Source organism: Rhizobium subbaraonis (assembly GCF_900220975.1).
GTDB classification, from domain to species: Bacteria; Pseudomonadota; Alphaproteobacteria; order Rhizobiales; family Rhizobiaceae; genus Mycoplana; species Mycoplana subbaraonis.
Window position 1 is genome coordinate 45,972 of record NZ_OBQD01000020.1, and the last position, 17,613, is coordinate 63,584.

Genomic DNA, 17,613 nt, shown 5'->3' on the forward strand with positions numbered 1-17,613 from the left:
CCGATCCCGGCTGATCCGAAAGCACTCCCGCCCCGTAGTCGAGGAGGATCGACATGAACGTGAGGCTCAAATTGGTCAGCAACAACCAACCGAACCGCAAGGACATCACGGGCAAGGTGGCCTGGATTACCGGAGCAAGCTCGGGCATCGGCCGCTCACTTGCCATAAGGCTGGCGCAGAGCGGGTGGACGGTCGCTGCCAGCGCACGCAACGCGGCCGCACTCGAAAAGCTCGCCGCGGTGCTGCCCGGGATCATCCACCCCTATCCGCTCGACGTCACCGACCGCAAGGCGACGGCGGAGGCTCTCGCCGCGATCGAGGCAAATCTGGCACCCGTCTCCCTTGCCGTCTTCGGTGCGGGAACTTACCGGCGCGAGACGCTCGCAAGCTTCGACGCGGGAGCGATCGGCGAAATGGTTGCACTCAACATCATGGGTACCGTCAACTGCCTGGAGGCGGCAATGCCGCCGATGGTTGCGCGTCGGTCCGGCCAGATCGCCGTGATGGCGTCGGTCGCAGGCTATACCGGCCTGCCCGGTGCTGCCGGCTACGGCGCGACGAAGGCGGCGCTGATCAACATGTGCGAAGCCCTCTATCCCGAACTCGAGCGTCACGGCGTTCGGATGACCGTCATCAACCCCGGCTTCGTCGACACGCCGCTGACGCAAAGGAACGACTTTCCCATGCCCTTCCTGATCTCGTCGGAGGAAGCGGCGGGCCACATCCTGAGGGGTCTCGACAGTGGAAGCTTCGAAATCGCCTTTCCGTGGAAGATGAAGATGGTCATGAAGCTCTTGCAGGCGCTGCCTCCGCGCCTGCGCTTCGCGCTCACCCGGCGAATGCTTCGCAACGACGCGTGACGTCACGGCCTTTCCAGGCGGAACTGGTACACGCCGATCCTGCCGGTACGAAACCCTGCGGCGCAGTAGTGCAGGTAGTACCGCCACATCCGAAAGAAGCGTTCGTCGAAGCCGAGCGGCCGTATCGCCGCCCAATTCTCGACGAACGCGCGTTCCCAGTGCACGAGCGTCTTCTCGTAGTCGCGACCGAAGGAGAAGGAATCGCTAACGGCCAGGCCGGACGCAACCGCCCTTTCGCTGAAGATCGTCGGCGACGGGAGCATGCCGCCCGGGAAGATGTAGGTCTGGATGAAGTCGGCATTGCGCCGGTAGTGCTCGAAGCGCGTCTCGTCGATGGTGATGACCTGGATCATCGCCTGACCGCCCGGCGCCAGCAATTGCCGCAGGCGATCGAAGTAGAGCCGCCAGTTCTCCTCGCCGACCGCCTCGAACATCTCGATCGAGACGACCTTGGTGAAGCATCCCTCGCAGTCGCGATAGTCCTGGAGTCGAACCTCCGCCCGGTCGGACAGACCCGCGGCCGCCAGTCGCGCCCGTGCATACTGCGCCTGCTCTGTTGACAGCGTCAGTCCCGTGACCCGGCAACCGGTGCGCGATACTGCGTGTTCCATGAACCCGCCCCAGCCGCAGCCGATCTCGAGCACGTGGTCCTCCGGACCGATCCGAAGCGCCTCCACGATCCGGTCGTACTTCGCCTGCTGGGCCTCGGGCAGCGGCTGCGCCTCATGCTCGAAGACGGCGGCGGAATAGGTCATCGTCTCGTCGAGCCAGGCGCCGTAGAAGGCGTTGCCGAGATCGTAGTGGAAGGCGATGTTGCGACGGCTGCCTGCACGCGAGTTGCGCCGCAGCCGATGCCGCAGATAGGCAAGCTTGCCGATCAGCGGCGACGACGCTAGCACCGGACGCAACGCCGGCTCGTTGGCGATCGCCAGCTCCATGACCGCCCCCAGATCCGGCGAATCCCAGTCGCCGTCGAGATAGGCGCGCGAAAAGCCAAGGCTGCCGCCTGTCAGAAGACGCCAGAAAGGTCGCGCATTGTTGAACCGGATGGCGGCGGACGGGCCGGCTTCCTCGCCGACTGCCGCGTGCTCCCCGCCGCAGGGAAACTGAATCCGGATACGCCCGCGATCGATGCGGTCGGCCCAGCGGCAAACAAGCTGCTGCCAGAACGACCGGCGCGGCGCAAGGAAAGTCGGGACCTGTTGTTCAGCCTGGCTCATGCTGTGGTTCTTCCGATGGATTGCGGGAAACGATGGTGGTGGCGACCAGGATGTCGGCGGGTCGATGGCGATGGACAGGAACGCCCTTCATCCAGAGCCGCAGAGCCTCCCAGTGGATGCCGCCCATGACCTTCAACGTCATCAGCGGATATTTGAAGAGCATGGAAAGCAGCCGGCGATCGGATATCTCGACCCGCTTACCGGAGAAGGTGGCGACCAGCAGCGGCCCCTGACCGTCACGTTCATTGATCGCGATCATCACGCGCTCGCCTGGCGGCTCTATGCAAAAATCGTAGCGGCAATCCATCGGCACGAAGGGCGAGACATAGAGCTCCTTGGCGCAGGACTGCCGGATGGTGCCATCTCCCGCGTCCGGGACAGGGATCACATAAGTATGCCGCTCGCGGAACGTGTTGCAGACCTCGTAGAGGACGGCCCGCATAGCCCCGTCCGGGCCGCTGCAGAAGTAGACCGTCAGCGGATTGAACACGAAGCCGAAGATGCGCGGATAGCAGAGCAGACGGATGCGGATACCGTCGACATCGACCCCGGCGGCGATGAGCTGGCGCTCGACCCAGGCACGCAGCCCGCCGAGCATCCCGTCGCCGTGGTCGGTATCCTGGAAGGAATACAGCGCCCGGCGATTGTGACCGAACAGCCGCAGCCTGCGGTCCAGCGCCGGCAGCTCGTCGAGATCCAGCAGCACGGAGAACACGCGATAGCGCAGTCGATGCCGGCGCGGCCGATTCCGCGCGTGCATCACGGCACCGACATAGAGGGTCGAGGCGCCTGTCATTGCGCCATCGCAAGACTAGCGGTGGAAGGGATGCGGCCAGACTCATTTTCGACAGACCAGGGTCGGCGCTGGCCGCAGATCGCCTCGGCGACCGAAAGCCCTGATTGCAGGCCGTCCTCATGGAAGCCGCTGCCGAAATGGGCCCCGCAGAACCAGAGGCCGCCGCGGCCCTGCAGGCGCCAGAGTTCCTTCCGCGCCGCAAGCGCTGCCGTGTCGAACAGGGGATGGTCGTAGCCGACCTCGGCGATGATCCGTTCATCGGGGATATCGCGGTGAGGATTGAGCGTAACGAATAGCGGCGTGGCCGGATCGATGCCCTGAAGCCGGTTCATCCAGTAGGTGACGCAGAGCGGCCGTTCGCCGTCCCGTTCCGGCTCGCCGATGTAGTTCCAGCTCGACCAGACCTTTTTGCGTCTCGGCATCAGCCGCTCGTCGGTGTGCAGCACGGCGGTATTGGCCGTGTAGCCGATCGCCCCTAACAGCTCCCGCTCCTGCCCGAGGGGATCGGCGAGCATGGCAAGCGCGCGATCGGCATGGGTCGCGATCACGACGTCGGTGAAAACATCGCGGTTGCCGCGCCAGTCGATCACCGACACAGAGCCCATCTCGCGGCGGACCTCCCGGACGGCGCTGCGCAGGCGGATTTCCCCGGAAAAGTCCGCAATCAGCCGATTGACGTACTCGCGGCTGCCGCCGGTCACCGTGCGCCAGCGCGGCCGGTCGGAAAGGGCAAGCAGACCGTGGCTCTCGAAGAAGCGGATGAACGCATGGAGAGGATAGTCGCGCATCCGCCTCGCCGTCGTCGACCAGATCGCCGCTCCCATCGGCAGGAGGTGATCGGTGACGAAGGCGTGACTGTAGTGGTTTTCGGCAAGGTACTGGCCGAGCGTCATCGACGCCAGCTCCTCGCGAGCAAGCGCAGTTGGCGCCTCTTTGTAGAATCGCAGCGTATCGGACAGCATGCGCCAGAAGCGCGGTCGCAATACGTTCCCTGGCTGGCCAAGCAAGCCGCCGATGCCGGAGCCGGAATATTCGAACGCGCCGCCATCGAGCGATGCCGCAAACGACATGTCCGAGGCCTGGGTGGGCACCCGCAGATGCTCGAACAGGGCGACGAGGTTCGGGTAGTTGCGGTCGTTGTAGACGATGAACCCGGTGTCGACCGGGATCGGGCCGGAACGTGAGGGCGCCGATACCGTGTTGGCATGGCCGCCCGGCCTGTCGGCCGCCTCGTAGAGAACGACGTCCATGCTGCGGCCGATGAGCCAGGCAGCGGACATTCCGGATATGCCCGCGCCGATCACGGCCACCCGCCGGCGGCGCGGAACGTCGGCAAGATCGCGGTCGACGCGCATGATAACCCTTTCCATCAGCAATAGCTTTGGGTGTAGATACGAAGGAAACGCATAACCGGATTGATACCTGCGCAGATTTTTGAACAATGGTGATCCGGCACGCAGTCGCCTCCGTATCGGCCTGCATGACAATCGCAGTCCCCATCTTGGCGCCCGCGTGCCCCGACATCCCGATCCCGAAGCCCCGGCGCGATTGCGCGGCAGGGCTTCAGGTCAAGATTAAGCGTGCACGGATGAGCGAGACTGCCAGGGAACTGACAAAAGACGAAGCCCGCGCGCTGCTCGAAGCGGTCGGCCGCGATCGGGACATGGCGGCCTTCGAGGCGCTCTTTCGCCACTACGGACCACGTATCAAGGCCTATATGGCCCGTCTGGCCCGCGACGGCAGCGTTGCCGAGGAACTGATGCAGGAAACCATGATTGCGGTCTGGAACAAGGCCGCCCAGTTCGAGCCGGGCCGCGGGAACGTCTCGACCTGGATCTTCACCATCGCCCGCAACCTTCGGATCGATGCCTACCGTAAGACCCGCCGGCCGGATTTCGATCCGAACGACCCCGCTTTCGTCCCGGACGACAGCCCGCCGGCGGACGCCGCCGTCGAGGAACGGCAGGAGGCCGAACGGCTGCGCAACGCCATGGCGGTGCTGCCCGAGGAGCAACTGGAGCTGCTTCGCCTCTCCTTTTTCAACGATTGTTCGCACAGCTCGATCGCCGAGCGGCTCAACCTGCCGCTCGGCACGGTGAAGTCCCGCATCCGGCTCGCCTTCGCCAAGCTGCGCACCGCGCTGGAGGACGGACAATGACGATCCGTCACCATGTCAGCGACGAACTGCTGCTTGCCTACGCTGCCGGCACGCTCGAGGAGGGCTGGCGGCTTGCCGTCGCAACGCATCTGGCGCTCTGCCCCGATTGCCGCAAGCGGCTTTCGCTGATGGAGGACGCAGGGGGCCAGTTGCTCGAGGAGATTGTGCCCGAACCGGCGATGGCAACGTCGTTTGAACGTTTGCGACAGCGCGTCCTGGAAAAAAGCGCGCCGGTCCGTCCTGCGTCTGCAGCCGCACGCCCGGCCGCGCCGGCTCGCGCCGCGGCGCCGGTCCTGCCGGAGCCGCTTCGCTCCTATGTCGGGGGTGATGTCGAAACGCTGAAGTGGAAGTCGCTCGGGCGCGGCGCCTACCACATTCCGATCAGGACCGACGACGGAACGACGATGGTGCGGCTCCTGCGGATACCGGCAGGCAAACCGGTGCCCGAACACGGCCACGGCGGCCGCGAACTCACGCTCGTCCTCAGCGGAAGCTTTCATGACGGTGAGACGCTCTTCGCGCGTGGCGATCTGGAGGAGGCCGACGCCAGCGTCCAGCACCAGCCGGTCGCAACGCCCGGTGAGGACTGCATCTGCCTCGCCGTTACCGACGCGCCTCTGAAGTTCAGAAGCTGGCTGGTGCGTCTGGTCCAGCCGGTGCTCGGCATATGATCGACGTTCGGGAGCGTGTACCGGTATGACCTACCTGATTTCGTATCTGGCAACAGCGCTTGTCTTTCTCGGCCTCGACTTCATCTGGTTGACGCGCATCTCGCCCGCGTTCTATCGCAGCCGCATCGGCGAGCTTCTGCTGGCACAGCCGAATTTCGCCGCCGCCGCGGCCTTCTACCTGCTGTACGTCGCGGGCATCGTCTATTTCGCCGTCGTTCCGGCGATGAACGCCGGGAGCTGGACCACCGCACTCCTGTCCGGCGCCATCCTCGGCCTCGTCGCCTTCGGCACCTACGACATGACGAATCTAGCGACGCTCAAGGGGTGGTCGCTGCAGGTCAGCCTCGTCGACATGCTGTGGGGGATGGTGATCACGGCCACTTCCGCTACCGCCAGCTACCTGGTGACCATGCATTGGTTCCTACCCACAAAGTCGTGAGGCCGGTTCCACCGGGGTAGCGACCTGCGAGCAACCGCGGCCGATGTTTGCCAGCCGAGGCCAGTGTGCGGTCCGCGATCGTTGCTATCGCTGCGAATGCCCCCGCACAGATGCGGGGGCAGGCGGTGTTAGGGCACACCGCTCTCAGGCGTGGGTGATTTTCGTACCGAGCACATTCAGGCACTCCCGCATGAAGGCTGCGAGGCCCGTCCAGCCTTTGGCCGAGACCATGTTGCCGTCAACATAGGCTTCGGTCGGCTTGACGTCGATGTACGTTCCGCCGACAGCGGTCACCTCCGGTTCGCATGCGCCCAGTCCGGCGACCTTTCGTCCCTTCAGCACGCCCGGTACCGCCATCAGGATCTGCACGCCATGGCAGATCGTGAAGATCGGTTTTCCGGTTTCGTGGAAATGGCGGACCATGTCCTGGACGCGCTTGTCGGTGCGGATGTATTCCGGGCCACGGCCACCCGCTGCATAGACGGCGTCGTATTCCTCTACGCGTACTTCGGAGAATGTCTTGTTGATATCGGCATAGTGGCCCAGCTTTTCGGTGTAGGTCTGATCGCCCTCGAAGTCGTGAAGCGAGGTCTTGATACGATCGCCGGCCGACTTGTCCGGGCATACGACGTGGACCGTGTGGCCGACAGCCTCCATCCCCTGCTGGAACACGTAGATCTCATATTCCTCGGTGAACTCGCCGGTCAGCATGAGGATTTTCTTACCGCTCATATCATGTCTCCTGTGTCGTGAAATTTTTGCAGTGCCCGGCATTTGGCCGGACACTGCCGTCTGATCAGAATGGGGAGTCGGGGAAGTAGAACTGGTCGGCGTTGTCAGGCGTGATCAGGGGCGCGCCAAGCAGGAAGGAGCCGCGCACCGGGGCCTGACCGCTGAACTGCGCCGCAGTCATGTAAATCGCCGACTTGATCATCGAGGGCGGATAGGGCGTCGAGATCGGCGTGCGCTCGTTCTTCTCCTTCACCATCTCGATGACCTGCTTCATGCCGTTGCCACCGAGCGCGTATTTGATGTCCTTGCGCCCTGCATTGTCGACCGCCTCGAGCACGCCGAGCAACATGTCGTCGTCGTTGGCCCAGACGGCGTCGATCTTCGGGTACTTTGCAAGATAGTCCTGCATAAGCTTGAAGGCTTCGTCCTGATTCCAGTTGGCATACTGGATATCGAGAATCTTGATGTTGGTCTTGTTGATGACGTCGGAGAATCCCTTGATGCGCTCATCGTCGATGACCGTGGGAATTCCGCGCAGCACGACGATCTGGCCTTCGCCGCCAAGCTTGTCCGCAAGCCAGTGCGCCGTGTTGGCACCCACCGCGATGTTGTCGCCGGCGACGTAGAGATCCTGGACACTGGGATCGGTAAGGCCGCGATCGACCACGGAAATGAAGGTGCCGTTCTGCTTGATCTGTTCGACCGGCCCGGTGAGTTCTTCCGAGGTGAAGGGCAGGATGACAAGTGCGTCGAGCTTGCGGCTCGCCGAAAGGTCTTCCAGTGCGGAAACCTGCGCAGTCGCAGAGGATGCCGTCGAAAGCACCACATCGATGTTCGGAAACGCGGCCTCGATCTCCTTTTCGGCCTGCTCGGCGTGATAGACGACCCCTCCCGTCCATCCATGCGTCGCTGCCGGGATCGAGACGGCAATCGTCACCTTGTCCTCGGCCTGGGCACTGCCGAGCGGCAGCGAAAGAGCCAATGCCGCAGTCGATAACAAAAATCCAGCTTTCCGGATAATAGACTTCATTTTCTCCTCCTTTGAAGTCAGTGCTGTTTTCAGCGGTTTGCAGTAAAGCGGTGTGCCAGCATGGCGATGATAATGATCGCGCCCTGAACGGCGGCGACGAGGTATTCCGAGACCATGTCCGAAAGAACCATGACGTTGGCGATCACCTCGAGGATGAGGGCGCCGGCCACGGTGCCGCCGATCCGCCCTCGTCCGCCGCGAAGAAGTGTGCCGCCGATCACGACGGCTGTGATGACCTGCAACTCCCAGAGCTGCCCGGTCGTCGGCGTCGCAGCGCCGAGACGGGGTACGTAGCAGATCGCAGCGACCGCGACGCAGAAGCCCTGGATCACGTAGGCAATGGTGCGCACGGCAGCGACATTGACGCCGGAAAAGCGAGCCACCTCCACATTTGATCCGGCAGACGTCAGGCGGCGCCCGTATTTGGTCTTGTAGAGCAGGAACGCGCCGAGCAGGACGACGACAAACGTGATGAGAACCGGATAGGGAATACCGAAAAAGCTGCCGAAGTAGACAGGCCGGTAGGCTTCGCGCAGGCTGCGGTCGATCGGCAGCGAGCCGCCATCCGTCATGAAGGTGATGAAGGCGCGGAAAATGCCCATCGTGCCGAGGGTGACGATGAACGGCTCTATTCGTCCGACGGTCACGATCAGTCCGTTGAAGAGGCCGCAAAGCGAGCCGACGACCAGGGCAACGCCTGCTCCCATGGGAATGGCCCATGCTCCGTAGGAGGGAGCGAGGTGGTTCATCACCATGATCATGATGCCGGTAACGAAGGCCATCATCGAGCCCACCGACAGGTCCAGCCCGCCGGACGAGATCACGAACGTCGCCCCGACCGCGATGATCGCCACAAAGGCGCTGCGCGTGATCACGTTGATCAGGTTCGCCGACGACAAGAAATTGGCATTCACCAACGCGCCAAACAGCACGATCACTGCAAGCGCTATGAAAGGCGCCAGATCGGCCCAACGGATGTGAAATCCATCATCAGCCGGTGAGATTGTTACTGCCGCTGTCGTCATATCCATCCTCCCCGACGCCTTCGCGCCCACCGGTCGTGGCAGCGAAGACGACATTCTCCTCGTTGATTTCATTGCCCCGAAGCTCGGCTACGATCTTGCCGGCCCGCATCACGAGGACGCGATCCGCAAGGCCTACGAGCTCCGACATTTCCGACGAGATGACGATGCAAGCCTTGCCCTCCCGCACCATCGCGTCGATGAAGTCGTAGATCTGGCTCTTGTTGCCGATGTCGATGCCGCGCGTCGGCTCATCGATGATGACGACCGCCGGGTCGGCCAGCATCACCTTGGCGAGCAGCAGCTTCTGCTGGTTGCCACCCGAGAGCTTCCCCGCCTCCAGCCGCAGAGAACGCACGCGTATATCGTAGTCCGCCACGACCCTCTCGAGGCGGGAATTCTCTTTCCCCCTGTCGAGAACGGCACCGGGATTGACCGTGTCGAGCGCCTGAAGCGTCAGGTTCGGTCCAAGCTTCTCCTCCAGAAGCAGGCCCTTTCCCTTTCGGTCTTCGGTCAGGTAGACGAGGCCGGCTTCCATCATCGTGCGGACCGACCGGTGTTTGATGTCCTTGCCGTTCAGAACGACACTTCGCGCCTGCGACGGACGCAGGCCCATCAGTCCCTCGATCAGTTCGGTACGGCCCGCACCGATCATGCCTCCGATGCCCAACACCTCGCCGGGGCTGACGGCGAAGGAAACCTTCTGCCCGCCGTTGTCGACCGACAGATCCGTCACGGACAGGGCCGGCGCCTCTGTGGTGGCGGGGCGCTTGTGTGGGTAGAGCATGTCGAGTTCACGCCCCACCATCAGCTCTGCCATTTCGCGCTGGCCGAGGCTCGCCCCCGGCCAGGTGCCGATCATGCGGCCATCGCGCAGCACGGTGATGCGGTCGGCAAGCGCCTGCACTTCGTCGAGACGGTGGGAGATATAAAGCACCGCCACCCCCTGATCGCGCAGGCTGCGTACGATATCGAGCAGCGCCGCCACCTCTTCATTGGCAAGGACAGCCGTCGGCTCGTCAAAGATGACAACCTTGCGCTCATCCAGGAGCGCTCGCGCTATCTGCACGAGCTGGCGCTGGGCAAGCGACAGCGTGCCCACCCGGTCACGCGGGCGGGCGGTCGAACCGACCCGCGCCAGCAATTCGGCCGTGCGCCGGTTCATCAACGTGTCGTCCACCATCAGGCCGCGGCCGGCCTCCCTGCCGAGAAACAGGTTTTCAGCCACAGTCAGATCGGCGGCCAGGAGGATTTCCTGGTGCACGAGCACTATGCCGGCGGCTTCCGCCTCGACTGCGGTGCGGAATTCGATCGGTTGCCCCGCCATGAGCAGACGGCCTGTCGTCGGCACGACATGGCCTGAAAGCAATTTCATAAGCGTCGACTTGCCCGCACCGTTCTCGCCGATGATGGCGTGAACCTCTCCTGGGTGGATATCGAGCGTGACGTCCGACAGGACGGTGATCTGGCCGTAGACCTTACCGATATCCTCGGCCCGGAGGGCGGCAACGGCCGGCCGTTCCGGTGACGATACCATTGGAGAAGAGACAACCGCGTTCATTCGAAGGCCGAAAGCAAACGGTCGCGCGAGCGTTCGATGTGGGTCCGCATGGCGTCGAATGCTGCCTGCGGATCGCCGGCCCGAAAGGCAGAGAGCAGGTTCTCGTGCTCCTCGAGCGCCTCCTGCGTCACACGCGTATGGAACATCAACCGGAAAATGTGGAGATGGACGTGCTGGTTCGACAACGTGCTGCGGATCACCTCATTGCCAGCGATCTTGAGGATCGCGTCATGGAAGTGCGCGTCGGCGCGCGCGAAACGGGAATAACGCGTGTTGCGGTCAACGGGCGCCTCGCCATGCCCCATGTCGGCGGCGGATTCATCAAGTTGCTGGAGCGCTTCGGGAGTCATGTTGATTGCCGCAAGTCTTGCAGCTTCCGGCTCTACCAGCAGGCGGAACGCATACAGGTCCTCGAACTGCTTGCGCGTCCACTGCGGCGCCGCGCTATAGCCGATCAAGTGCTCCTTGCGCACGAGACCTTCGCGCTCCAGCCGGCTCAGGGCCTCGCGGATCGGAGTCTGCGACACCCCCAGGTCCCGAGCGAACACGTCGATCGGAATGCGCGCGCCCGGCGTAATCTCCAAGGACATCAAACGGTGGTAGATGCTGTCGTAAACACCGTCGACCACGCTGCTCGGACGAATGCTCGCCGGTCTTCCTTCCCGTTCCGCCGCAAATGCCACTTTCACTCTCCGACTGCTGCTTGACACGCCAGCATTTGTTGCAAATAAGATATCGTATGTCAAATACAATATCATATACGATCTGATATAGGATTCTGGAATGAAGATGCAGCCAGCACGGCTCCGCGATCTGACAACCGACCTGCTTCAAAGGCGCGGCACCCCATCCGAGAATGCCAGCCTCCAGGCCGATCTCCTTCTGGAGGCTGAGTTGCGCGGGCTGCCGTCCCACGGGCTGCAGCGGCTGCCTCTCCTGCTTTCGCGGCTGGACAAGGGCTTGGCAGACGGCCGCGCGCGCGGCACCGGGACATGGCGGCGTCAAGCGTTTCTGAGCGTTGACGGCGAGCGCGGGCTGGGGCCGGTCGTCATGATGAACGCGATGCAAAGCCTCCGAAGCGTGCTGGCCGAAACGGGGATCGCCATCGCAGCGATCCGGAACGCCAACCATATCGGCATGCTCGCCTTTTACGCCGAGGCTGCCGCAAGATACGGCCTGATCGGCATCGTCATGTCGACGAGCGAGGCGCTGGTCCACCCGTTCGGCGGCACCAAAGCCATGCTCGGCACCAACCCGTTCGCCATTGGCATTCCGTCCGGCGACCGCCCTTTCGGGCTCGACCTTGCAACCAGCATCGTTTCCATGGGCAAAATCAACAATCATGCCATGCGCGGCATACCGATCCCGCACGGTTGGGCCGTGGATGGCGAAGGTCGCCCGACGATCGATCCGCAGGCAGCAAAAACCGGGGCGATCGCGCCTTTCGGCGGCGCGAAGGGTTACGGGATCGGCCTTGCGATTGAGCTTCTCGTCGCCGCCCTCGCCGGCTCTGACCTCGCCCCCGATGTGCACGGCACCCTCGACGACATCCATGCCGCCAACAAGGGCGACCTCCTCGTTTTGATCGATGCAGCGGCAGGCGCCGGCAGCGCCCGGTCGCTCGCGATGTATCTCGACCGCCTGCGCCGGTCCCTGCCTCTTGACCCCGGGAGCCCGGTCACCGTTCCGGGCGACGGCGCGCGCGCTCGCCGCGCCGCGGCGATGGAAGCCGGCATAGACCTGCCGCAGCCGCTTTTCGAACACCTTATGGCTCTCGAGGCTGCCTGAACTTTATCGGAGGAGACACGGAATGAACCTATTTGCCACGTTGAGGGCGCCACGCGAACTACTTTTCGGCGCCGGCCAGCGACATGCGCTCGGCAGCATCGCCTCCCGATTGGGTAAGCGCGCGCTGATCGTCACGGACGCGCGCCTTGCAGCCGACGCGGATCTTCTCGCGCTCGCCCGGCAGATCGAAGAGGCCGGGGTAGCTGTCATGGTCGACAGTTCCACCCTGCCGGACGTTCCCGTCGAATCGGCAGCCGCCAGCGCCAGGGATGCCCGCCGCTTTGCGCCGGACCTCGTCATCGGCATCGGCGGCGGCTCGTGCCTCGACATGGCCAAATGCGTCGCCCTGCTGCTGGCCCATGGCGGCCGGCCGCAGGACTACTATGGGGAGCATGCCGTGCCGGGGCCCGTGATACCGTTGATTGCCATTCCGACTACTGCCGGCACCGGCTCGGAGGTGACCCCGGTCGCAGTCCTTTCGGATGCCGAACGCAGCTTGAAGGTCGGCATTTCGAGCCCTTACCTCATCCCGATCGTCTCTATCTGCGACCCGGAACTCACCCTTTCCTGCCCACCCGCACTGACGGCGATCGCGGGCGCGGATGCGCTGACCCACGCAATCGAGGCCTTCACCGCGATCCGGCGCGATCCCGTACCCGGCATCTCGCAGCAACGCGTCTTCGTCGGCAAGAACGAACTGTCTGACCATTTTGCGCTCAGCGCCATCGCGCTCCTGTGGCAGGGGCTGGAAGCCGCCTGCCAGAATGGCGCCGACCGGGCCGCGCGCGAAAAGGTAATGCTTGGGGCGACGCTCGCCGGCCTTGCCTTCGGCGTGGCGGGCACTGCCGCCGCCCACGCCATCCAGTATCCCGTCGGCGCGCTCACCCATACCGCCCACGGCCTCGGCGTGGCCTGCCTCATGCCCTACGTGATGACTTGGAATGCTCCCGTCATAGGAGACGAACTGGCAAAGATTGCGCACGCCACCGACCTGGATGGCCCCGATGATGTGATCCCGACCCTCGCCTCCCTTCTCGCCCGGATCGGCATTCCTGCAACCCTTCGCGACCTCGGCCTCGAAGAGGCACGGATCGACTGGGTGGCGGAGCAAAGCTCCGGCATTACGCGTCTGATCCAGAACAATCCCCGCCCCTTGAACCCGAACGAAATGCGCAACCTCGTCGCCGCCGCCTATCGCGGCGACCGGGCGAGCCTCAACTGAATTGGAAGGGATAACCGCCATGACATTCCAAGCCCGGATTTCCGGCTATGCCGATCCCGCCCTTCACGCCGAGGGCCTCTATATCGGCGGTAAATGGTACAAGGGCGGCGGCATTGCCGTCATGGACCCCTCGACGGGCGCCAGGCTGGCCGAGGTCGCGGACGCCTCTGTCGAAGATGCGATGCGCGCCGTCGATGCCGCCGAGGCCGCCGCCGCCGGATGGCGCGCCACCCCTGCCCGCCAGCGCTCGGAAATTCTGCGCCGCTGGTTCGAGTTGATGACGCAGCATGCCGAGGAACTCGCCACCCTCATCGCGCTGGAGAACGGCAAGGCCCTTCCTGACGCACGTGGCGAAGTGGCCTACGCCGCCGAATTCTTCCGCTGGTACGCTGAAGAGGCCACGCGCATTGCCGGAGAATACCGGCGCACCCCTTCCGGCTCACACAATATCCTCGTCGACCATGAGCCGATCGGCATCGCCGTACTTATCACGCCGTGGAATTTTCCCGCCGCGATGGCGACGCGAAAGATCGGCCCTGCCCTTGCCGCCGGCTGTACGGTGATCCTGAAGCCGGCCTCCGAAACGCCGTTGACGGCCTATGCCATGGTGCGGCTCGGTGAAGAAGCAGGCGTGCCGGCGGGCGTCGTAAACGTGCTGACCACAACCAGACCGGCCGCGGTGACGAATGCCATGCTCGCCGACCAGCGCGTGCGGAAACTGTCCTTCACCGGCTCGACCGGCGTCGGTCGCACCCTTCTCGCAGAGGCCGCGAAGTCTGTCGTCAGTTGCTCAATGGAACTCGGCGGCAACGCGCCTTTCCTGGTCTTCGACGACACCGACCTCCAAGCCGCAATCGACGGCGCGATGATCGCCAAGATGCGCAATGCCGGTGAGGCCTGCACCGCTGCCAACCGCTTCTATGTCCAGTCGGGAATACACGACGCTTTCGTTGCCGGTCTCACGGCCCGCATGGCCGCGCTGAAGATCGGCCCCGGCTACGATCCGGCCACGCAGTGTGGACCGATGATCACGATGAACGCCGTGCGCAAGATCGACCGGCTCGTCTCCGACGCGATCGCGGCAGGCGCCCGGGCGACGACCGGCGGCAAGCCGCTTGCGGAGAACGGCTATTTCTATCCGCCGACCGTGCTCGACAACGTCCCCGCAGGCGCTGCAATCGCAAGAGAGGAAATCTTCGGCCCCGTCGCGCCGGTCTACAGGTTCGAGAGCGAGGACGAGGCCATCCGCCTCGCAAACGACACGGAGTACGGCCTTGCCGCCTATATCTACACAGGCGATCTGAAACGTGCGATGCGGGTCGGCCAGCGCCTCGAAACGGGCATGCTCGGCATCAACAGGGGCCTCATGTCCGACCCCGCCGCTCCCTTCGGTGGCGTCAAGCAGAGTGGCCTTGGCCGCGAAGGTGGGGTGACGGGCATTCTGGAATTCATGGAGGCAAAGTACTACGCAGTGGACTACTGATCGTGGAGGAAATTAGGTTCTGTTGTCGGGTCTTCTCGTATCGGGTTGCAACGCGCCGGAACTGCTTGAGGCGGTTGAGCATCCGCTCAATGCGGTTTCGGTCCTTGTAGGCCCGGAAGTCGCATGCCAGCGGGTTCTTCCGGTTTGCCTTCGGCGGGATCAATGGTCTGATCCCGTGGGTCAGAAGTTCCTCGCGCAGGAAATCACCACCATAGCCCCTGCCAGCAACAACAGTCTCGGTTTACCGACCGGTATTGCCGGAAGATCAGGTACTGCATTCTAATCCGGGGCCTCGCCACCGGTCAGGGCAAAGCCGAGAGGACGTCCCAGACCGTCTGCGCGAGCGTGCCTCCGTCTTCAGGACAATACGCTACGCGCACGGCTTCCTTCGTGATCGCACCAGAGTGAGAACGCTCCGGGCTGGTCGGCAGTCGCCGCCAGCGAGGCTACCACGCGCCGCTCCAAATCGATCTCAAACAGCCAGACGGAAATGCCACTTGACAACGACACGTCCATACGAGATTGTACCAATCGGTAAAGTAATTACCAATCGGTACAAATGCCTCAGCTAGACAAGGAACTGAAGATGTCACGTCCCCCGCTTCCCCCCTTCACCCGCGAAACCGCCATCGAAAAGGTTCGACTGGCCGAAGACGGCTGGAACACTCGAGACGCGGCCAAAGTCGCTCTGGCCTATACGCTCGACACCCGCTGGCGGAACCGCGTCGAGTTCGCAAGCAATCGCGAAGAAGCTCAGGCATTTCTGACACGTAAGTGGAACAAGGAGCACGAATACCGCCTCATAAAGGAGCTTTGGGCTTTCACCGGCAACCGCATCGCGGTACGCTACGCGTATGAATATCGCGACGATGGCGGCCGCTGGTACCGCGCTTATGGTAACGAGAACTGGGAATTCGCGGAGGACGGTCTGATGGCGCACAGACACGCGAGCATCAATGAAATGCCGATTGCTGAAAGCGATCGTTTGTTCCACTGGCCTCTTGGCCGTCGGCCGGATGATCACGCCAGCCTCAGCGATCTGGGCCTCTAATCATGGCCCGCATGGTCGCTGAGAGATCCGACGCCATAGCCCCGTTGGCTGAAGTTTTCCGCGAACATGGCTATGAAGGCGCAAGCCTTGCCTTGATCGGCAAGGCTACCGGTCTCGGCAAGGGCAGCCTCTACCACTTCTTCCCGAACGGAAAGGAAGAGATGGTGCGGGCTGTTCTCGGCGAAATCGGCCAATGGTTCGAGGATGCCGTATATTCCCCGTTGCGTAACGAGAGCGATGCTAATGGTGCCATCGGTGCAATGCTCGACGCGACGGACCAGTATTTCAGGTCCGGCAGGCGTGTGTGCCTCGTCGGTGCCTTGGCAGTCGCCAATACGCGTGACCTCTTCGCGCAAGCCATCCGAGGCTATTTCGTATCTTGGGTGGACGCGTTGCAGTCAGCGCTTATTCGGCAGGGCCGTGACGCCGATCAATCGCGCATCCTCGCGGAAGAGGCCGTTCTTGCTATTCAGGGAGCAATTGTTCTTTCTCGGGCGTTGGACGATCCGGCCGTTTTTCAACGGGCTATCGACCAACTCCGCGGACGATTGGTGATCGAAAACGATGCCTCCAACAACAGAGGCACAATCGACGATTCATCGCAAAATGAAGGTTGTCTTGTCTGAGAATAGCGGAGATGTTCTCGCGACTCCACGAGCGGTCAAAGGCCAGCAGCAGGAGTCAGCAAAGCGTCCGCAGGAGGAGGGGGTAGAACTTTGTCAACGGAACCTAGATGACGTCACGCGACCTTTACCGAATTCGTGACTTCGTGCCCGATTTCGACGCCATCGCCGCCGAATTCGCCGAACGCAGCCGGGCACTTTCTGCCGAAGCCACCGTGCTGGCGGACGTGCGATACGGCGCACGCCGCCGGGAGGTTCTCGACGTCATCCGGCCGGAGCGTCAGATAGCGGGCGCGCCGCTGCACATATTCGTCCATGGCGGTTACTGGCGATCCGGCGAAAAGGAAAACTACCGTTTCGTGGCCTCTCCGGTCCTGGCGGCCGGGGGTGTTGCCGCCATCGTCGAATACGACCTGATGCCGGGCGAGCGGCTTGATGTGCTGGTCGATCAGGTGCGGCGATCGGTTCTCTGGCTCCAGCACCATGCCGGCGATTTCAGCGCGGACCCGCTGAGGATGACGGTCAGCGGCCATTCGGCCGGCGCCCACCTTGCCTCCTTCCTCGCGGCGACTGGCCCGACGGAAAGAGCCGCGCCCTCGCTTCCCTCCATACGGGGCCTCTTGCTCCTGAGCGGCATCTACGATCTCGCAGGAATTCCCAACAGCTTCCTGCGAGACGAAGCCGAGATGACGCCGGCGGAGGCGGCAGCCTGGTCACCGTTGACGTCACGTCAGCTCCCGTGCCCTCAGCGGATCATTGCATTCGGCACGGAGGAAACGCAGCCGTTCCACGAGCAGGCTGCGGCACTGCATTCGCGGCTTGCCGGCCAGAGCGAAACCGTGGAACTGGTCCCTGTACCGGGCCTCAACCACATGAACGTCGTCCTGGATCTGGCAGATCCTTCAGGCCATCTGGGCGGTCTTGTCTCCGACATGGTCTCATCGAGCTAAGTTCGTC

18 protein-coding genes and 1 pseudogene are annotated in these 17,613 nt (G+C 63.3%); 10 read left to right on the plus strand and 9 right to left on the minus strand.

The features are described from left to right. Window positions 1–53: 53 nt before the first annotated feature. A complete protein-coding gene (locus CRO48_RS24825; RefSeq protein WP_097142452.1) occupies window positions 54–860 on the plus strand; it encodes an SDR family NAD(P)-dependent oxidoreductase in 807 nt (268 codons plus the stop codon). Window positions 861–862: 2 nt separating this feature from the next. On the opposite strand, the gene CRO48_RS24830 is transcribed toward CRO48_RS24825, so the two are convergent. Genes CRO48_RS24830 through CRO48_RS24840 form a run of 3 tightly spaced genes read right to left on the minus strand, consistent with a single transcriptional unit; the run spans window position 863 to window position 4,231 of the window. Further along, window positions 863–2,080 (minus strand): SAM-dependent methyltransferase, encoded by a 1,218-nt coding sequence (locus tag CRO48_RS24830; RefSeq protein WP_097142453.1) that lies wholly within the window; start codon window positions 2,078–2,080, stop codon window positions 863–865. Continuing rightward, window positions 2,067–2,876 (minus strand): DUF1365 domain-containing protein, encoded by an 810-nt coding sequence (locus tag CRO48_RS24835; protein ID WP_097142454.1) that lies wholly within the window; start codon window positions 2,874–2,876, stop codon window positions 2,067–2,069. Before CRO48_RS24835 ends, CRO48_RS24830 begins: the two co-directional genes overlap by 14 nt. Then, window positions 2,873–4,231, minus strand: coding sequence for an NAD(P)/FAD-dependent oxidoreductase (locus CRO48_RS24840; RefSeq protein ID WP_097142455.1), 1,359 nt, complete (start codon window positions 4,229–4,231; stop codon window positions 2,873–2,875). The genes CRO48_RS24835 and CRO48_RS24840 overlap by 4 nt, the downstream gene beginning before the upstream one ends. A 233-nt stretch (window positions 4,232–4,464) precedes the next feature. On the opposite strand from CRO48_RS24840, the gene CRO48_RS24845 reads away from it, so the two are divergent. From CRO48_RS24845 to CRO48_RS24855, 3 genes are read left to right on the plus strand one after another with little or no spacing between them, the layout of a single operon-like run. Beyond that, entirely contained in the window at window positions 4,465–5,034 is a 570-nt protein-coding gene (locus CRO48_RS24845; protein ID WP_097142506.1) for a sigma-70 family RNA polymerase sigma factor, read from the plus strand. Continuing rightward, entirely contained in the window at window positions 5,031–5,705 is a 675-nt protein-coding gene (locus CRO48_RS24850) for a ChrR family anti-sigma-E factor (RefSeq protein ID WP_097142456.1), read from the plus strand. Before CRO48_RS24845 ends, CRO48_RS24850 begins: the two co-directional genes overlap by 4 nt. 25 nt (window positions 5,706–5,730) lie before the next feature. Next, a complete protein-coding gene (locus CRO48_RS24855) occupies window positions 5,731–6,144 on the plus strand; it encodes a DUF2177 family protein (protein ID WP_097142457.1) in 414 nt (137 codons plus the stop codon). A gap of 144 nt (window positions 6,145–6,288) precedes the next feature. Here the strand turns inward: CRO48_RS24855 and CRO48_RS24860 are convergent, their stop codons facing one another. The 5 genes from CRO48_RS24860 to CRO48_RS24880 all read right to left on the minus strand — a co-directional run bounded on the left by CRO48_RS24860 (window position 6,289) and on the right by CRO48_RS24880 (window position 11,178). Then, entirely contained in the window at window positions 6,289–6,876 is a 588-nt protein-coding gene (locus tag CRO48_RS24860) for a DJ-1/PfpI family protein (protein WP_097142458.1), read from the minus strand. Between the two features lie 64 nt (window positions 6,877–6,940). After that, the gene (locus tag CRO48_RS24865; protein ID WP_097142459.1) at window positions 6,941–7,906 is read right to left on the minus strand and encodes a substrate-binding domain-containing protein; all 966 of its coding nucleotides are present in this window, start codon (window positions 7,904–7,906) and stop codon (window positions 6,941–6,943) included. Between the two features lie 29 nt (window positions 7,907–7,935). After that, complete coding sequence (locus CRO48_RS24870; protein ID WP_097142460.1) at window positions 7,936–8,931, minus strand: ABC transporter permease; 996 nt, start codon at window positions 8,929–8,931, stop codon at window positions 7,936–7,938. Continuing rightward, window positions 8,897–10,489 carry a sugar ABC transporter ATP-binding protein gene (locus CRO48_RS24875; protein WP_097142461.1) on the minus strand — a complete coding sequence of 531 codons (1,593 nt, stop codon included), beginning with the start codon at window positions 10,487–10,489 and terminating at the stop codon, window positions 8,897–8,899. The genes CRO48_RS24870 and CRO48_RS24875 overlap by 35 nt, the downstream gene beginning before the upstream one ends. Beyond that, window positions 10,486–11,178, minus strand: coding sequence for a GntR family transcriptional regulator (locus CRO48_RS24880; RefSeq protein ID WP_176526885.1), 693 nt, complete (start codon window positions 11,176–11,178; stop codon window positions 10,486–10,488). The genes CRO48_RS24875 and CRO48_RS24880 overlap by 4 nt, the downstream gene beginning before the upstream one ends. 94 nt (window positions 11,179–11,272) lie before the next feature. Between CRO48_RS24880 and CRO48_RS24885 the strand changes: the two genes are divergently transcribed. From CRO48_RS24885 to CRO48_RS24895, 3 genes are read left to right on the plus strand one after another with little or no spacing between them, the layout of a single operon-like run. Beyond that, window positions 11,273–12,277, plus strand: coding sequence for an Ldh family oxidoreductase (locus CRO48_RS24885; RefSeq protein ID WP_097142463.1), 1,005 nt, complete (start codon window positions 11,273–11,275; stop codon window positions 12,275–12,277). 22 nt (window positions 12,278–12,299) lie between these two features. Further along, on the plus strand, window positions 12,300–13,499 hold the full coding sequence (locus tag CRO48_RS24890) for an iron-containing alcohol dehydrogenase (RefSeq protein ID WP_097142464.1): 1,200 nt from the start codon (window positions 12,300–12,302) through the stop codon (window positions 13,497–13,499). A gap of 19 nt (window positions 13,500–13,518) precedes the next feature. Continuing rightward, on the plus strand, window positions 13,519–14,982 hold the full coding sequence (locus CRO48_RS24895) for an NAD-dependent succinate-semialdehyde dehydrogenase (RefSeq protein ID WP_097142465.1): 1,464 nt from the start codon (window positions 13,519–13,521) through the stop codon (window positions 14,980–14,982). Between the two features lie 22 nt (window positions 14,983–15,004). Here CRO48_RS24895 and CRO48_RS33640 read toward each other — a convergent pair. Further along, window positions 15,005–15,330: pseudogene (locus CRO48_RS33640) on the minus strand (transposase); the annotation flags it as partial. Between the two features lie 238 nt (window positions 15,331–15,568). On the opposite strand from CRO48_RS33640, the gene CRO48_RS24905 reads away from it, so the two are divergent. The 3 genes from CRO48_RS24905 to CRO48_RS24915 all read left to right on the plus strand — a co-directional run bounded on the left by CRO48_RS24905 (window position 15,569) and on the right by CRO48_RS24915 (window position 17,606). Next, the gene (locus CRO48_RS24905; protein ID WP_097142466.1) at window positions 15,569–16,033 is read left to right on the plus strand and encodes a nuclear transport factor 2 family protein; all 465 of its coding nucleotides are present in this window, start codon (window positions 15,569–15,571) and stop codon (window positions 16,031–16,033) included. Window positions 16,034–16,035: 2 nt separating this feature from the next. Continuing rightward, window positions 16,036–16,659, plus strand: coding sequence for a TetR/AcrR family transcriptional regulator (locus CRO48_RS24910; RefSeq protein ID WP_097142467.1), 624 nt, complete (start codon window positions 16,036–16,038; stop codon window positions 16,657–16,659). 107 nt (window positions 16,660–16,766) lie between these two features. Continuing rightward, window positions 16,767–17,606 (plus strand): alpha/beta hydrolase, encoded by an 840-nt coding sequence (locus tag CRO48_RS24915; RefSeq protein ID WP_097142468.1) that lies wholly within the window; start codon window positions 16,767–16,769, stop codon window positions 17,604–17,606. The last annotated feature ends 7 nt before the right edge of the window (window positions 17,607–17,613 follow it).

Coding starts and splice junctions, on each gene's coding strand:
- CRO48_RS24910 (WP_097142467.1), top strand. CDS start 16,036: ATGGCCCGCATGGTCGCTGAGAGATCCGACGCCATAGCCCCGTTGGCT.
- CRO48_RS24895 (WP_097142465.1), top strand. CDS start 13,519: ATGACATTCCAAGCCCGGATTTCCGGCTATGCCGATCCCGCCCTTCAC.
- CRO48_RS24875 (WP_097142461.1), bottom strand. CDS start 10,489: ATGAACGCGGTTGTCTCTTCTCCAATGGTATCGTCACCGGAACGGCCG.
- CRO48_RS24855 (WP_097142457.1), top strand. CDS start 5,731: ATGACCTACCTGATTTCGTATCTGGCAACAGCGCTTGTCTTTCTCGGC.
- CRO48_RS24825 (WP_097142452.1), top strand. CDS start 54: ATGAACGTGAGGCTCAAATTGGTCAGCAACAACCAACCGAACCGCAAG.
- CRO48_RS24905 (WP_097142466.1), top strand. CDS start 15,569: ATGTCACGTCCCCCGCTTCCCCCCTTCACCCGCGAAACCGCCATCGAA.
- CRO48_RS24860 (WP_097142458.1), bottom strand. CDS start 6,876: ATGAGCGGTAAGAAAATCCTCATGCTGACCGGCGAGTTCACCGAGGAA.
- CRO48_RS24845 (WP_097142506.1), top strand. CDS start 4,465: ATGAGCGAGACTGCCAGGGAACTGACAAAAGACGAAGCCCGCGCGCTG.
- CRO48_RS24865 (WP_097142459.1), bottom strand. CDS start 7,906: ATGAAGTCTATTATCCGGAAAGCTGGATTTTTGTTATCGACTGCGGCA.
- CRO48_RS24835 (WP_097142454.1), bottom strand. CDS start 2,876: ATGACAGGCGCCTCGACCCTCTATGTCGGTGCCGTGATGCACGCGCGG.
- CRO48_RS24885 (WP_097142463.1), top strand. CDS start 11,273: ATGAAGATGCAGCCAGCACGGCTCCGCGATCTGACAACCGACCTGCTT.
- CRO48_RS24890 (WP_097142464.1), top strand. CDS start 12,300: ATGAACCTATTTGCCACGTTGAGGGCGCCACGCGAACTACTTTTCGGC.
- CRO48_RS24830 (WP_097142453.1), bottom strand. CDS start 2,080: ATGAGCCAGGCTGAACAACAGGTCCCGACTTTCCTTGCGCCGCGCCGG.
- CRO48_RS24915 (WP_097142468.1), top strand. CDS start 16,767: ATGACGTCACGCGACCTTTACCGAATTCGTGACTTCGTGCCCGATTTC.
- CRO48_RS24870 (WP_097142460.1), bottom strand. CDS start 8,931: ATGACGACAGCGGCAGTAACAATCTCACCGGCTGATGATGGATTTCAC.
- CRO48_RS24850 (WP_097142456.1), top strand. CDS start 5,031: ATGACGATCCGTCACCATGTCAGCGACGAACTGCTGCTTGCCTACGCT.
- CRO48_RS24840 (WP_097142455.1), bottom strand. CDS start 4,231: ATGCGCGTCGACCGCGATCTTGCCGACGTTCCGCGCCGCCGGCGGGTG.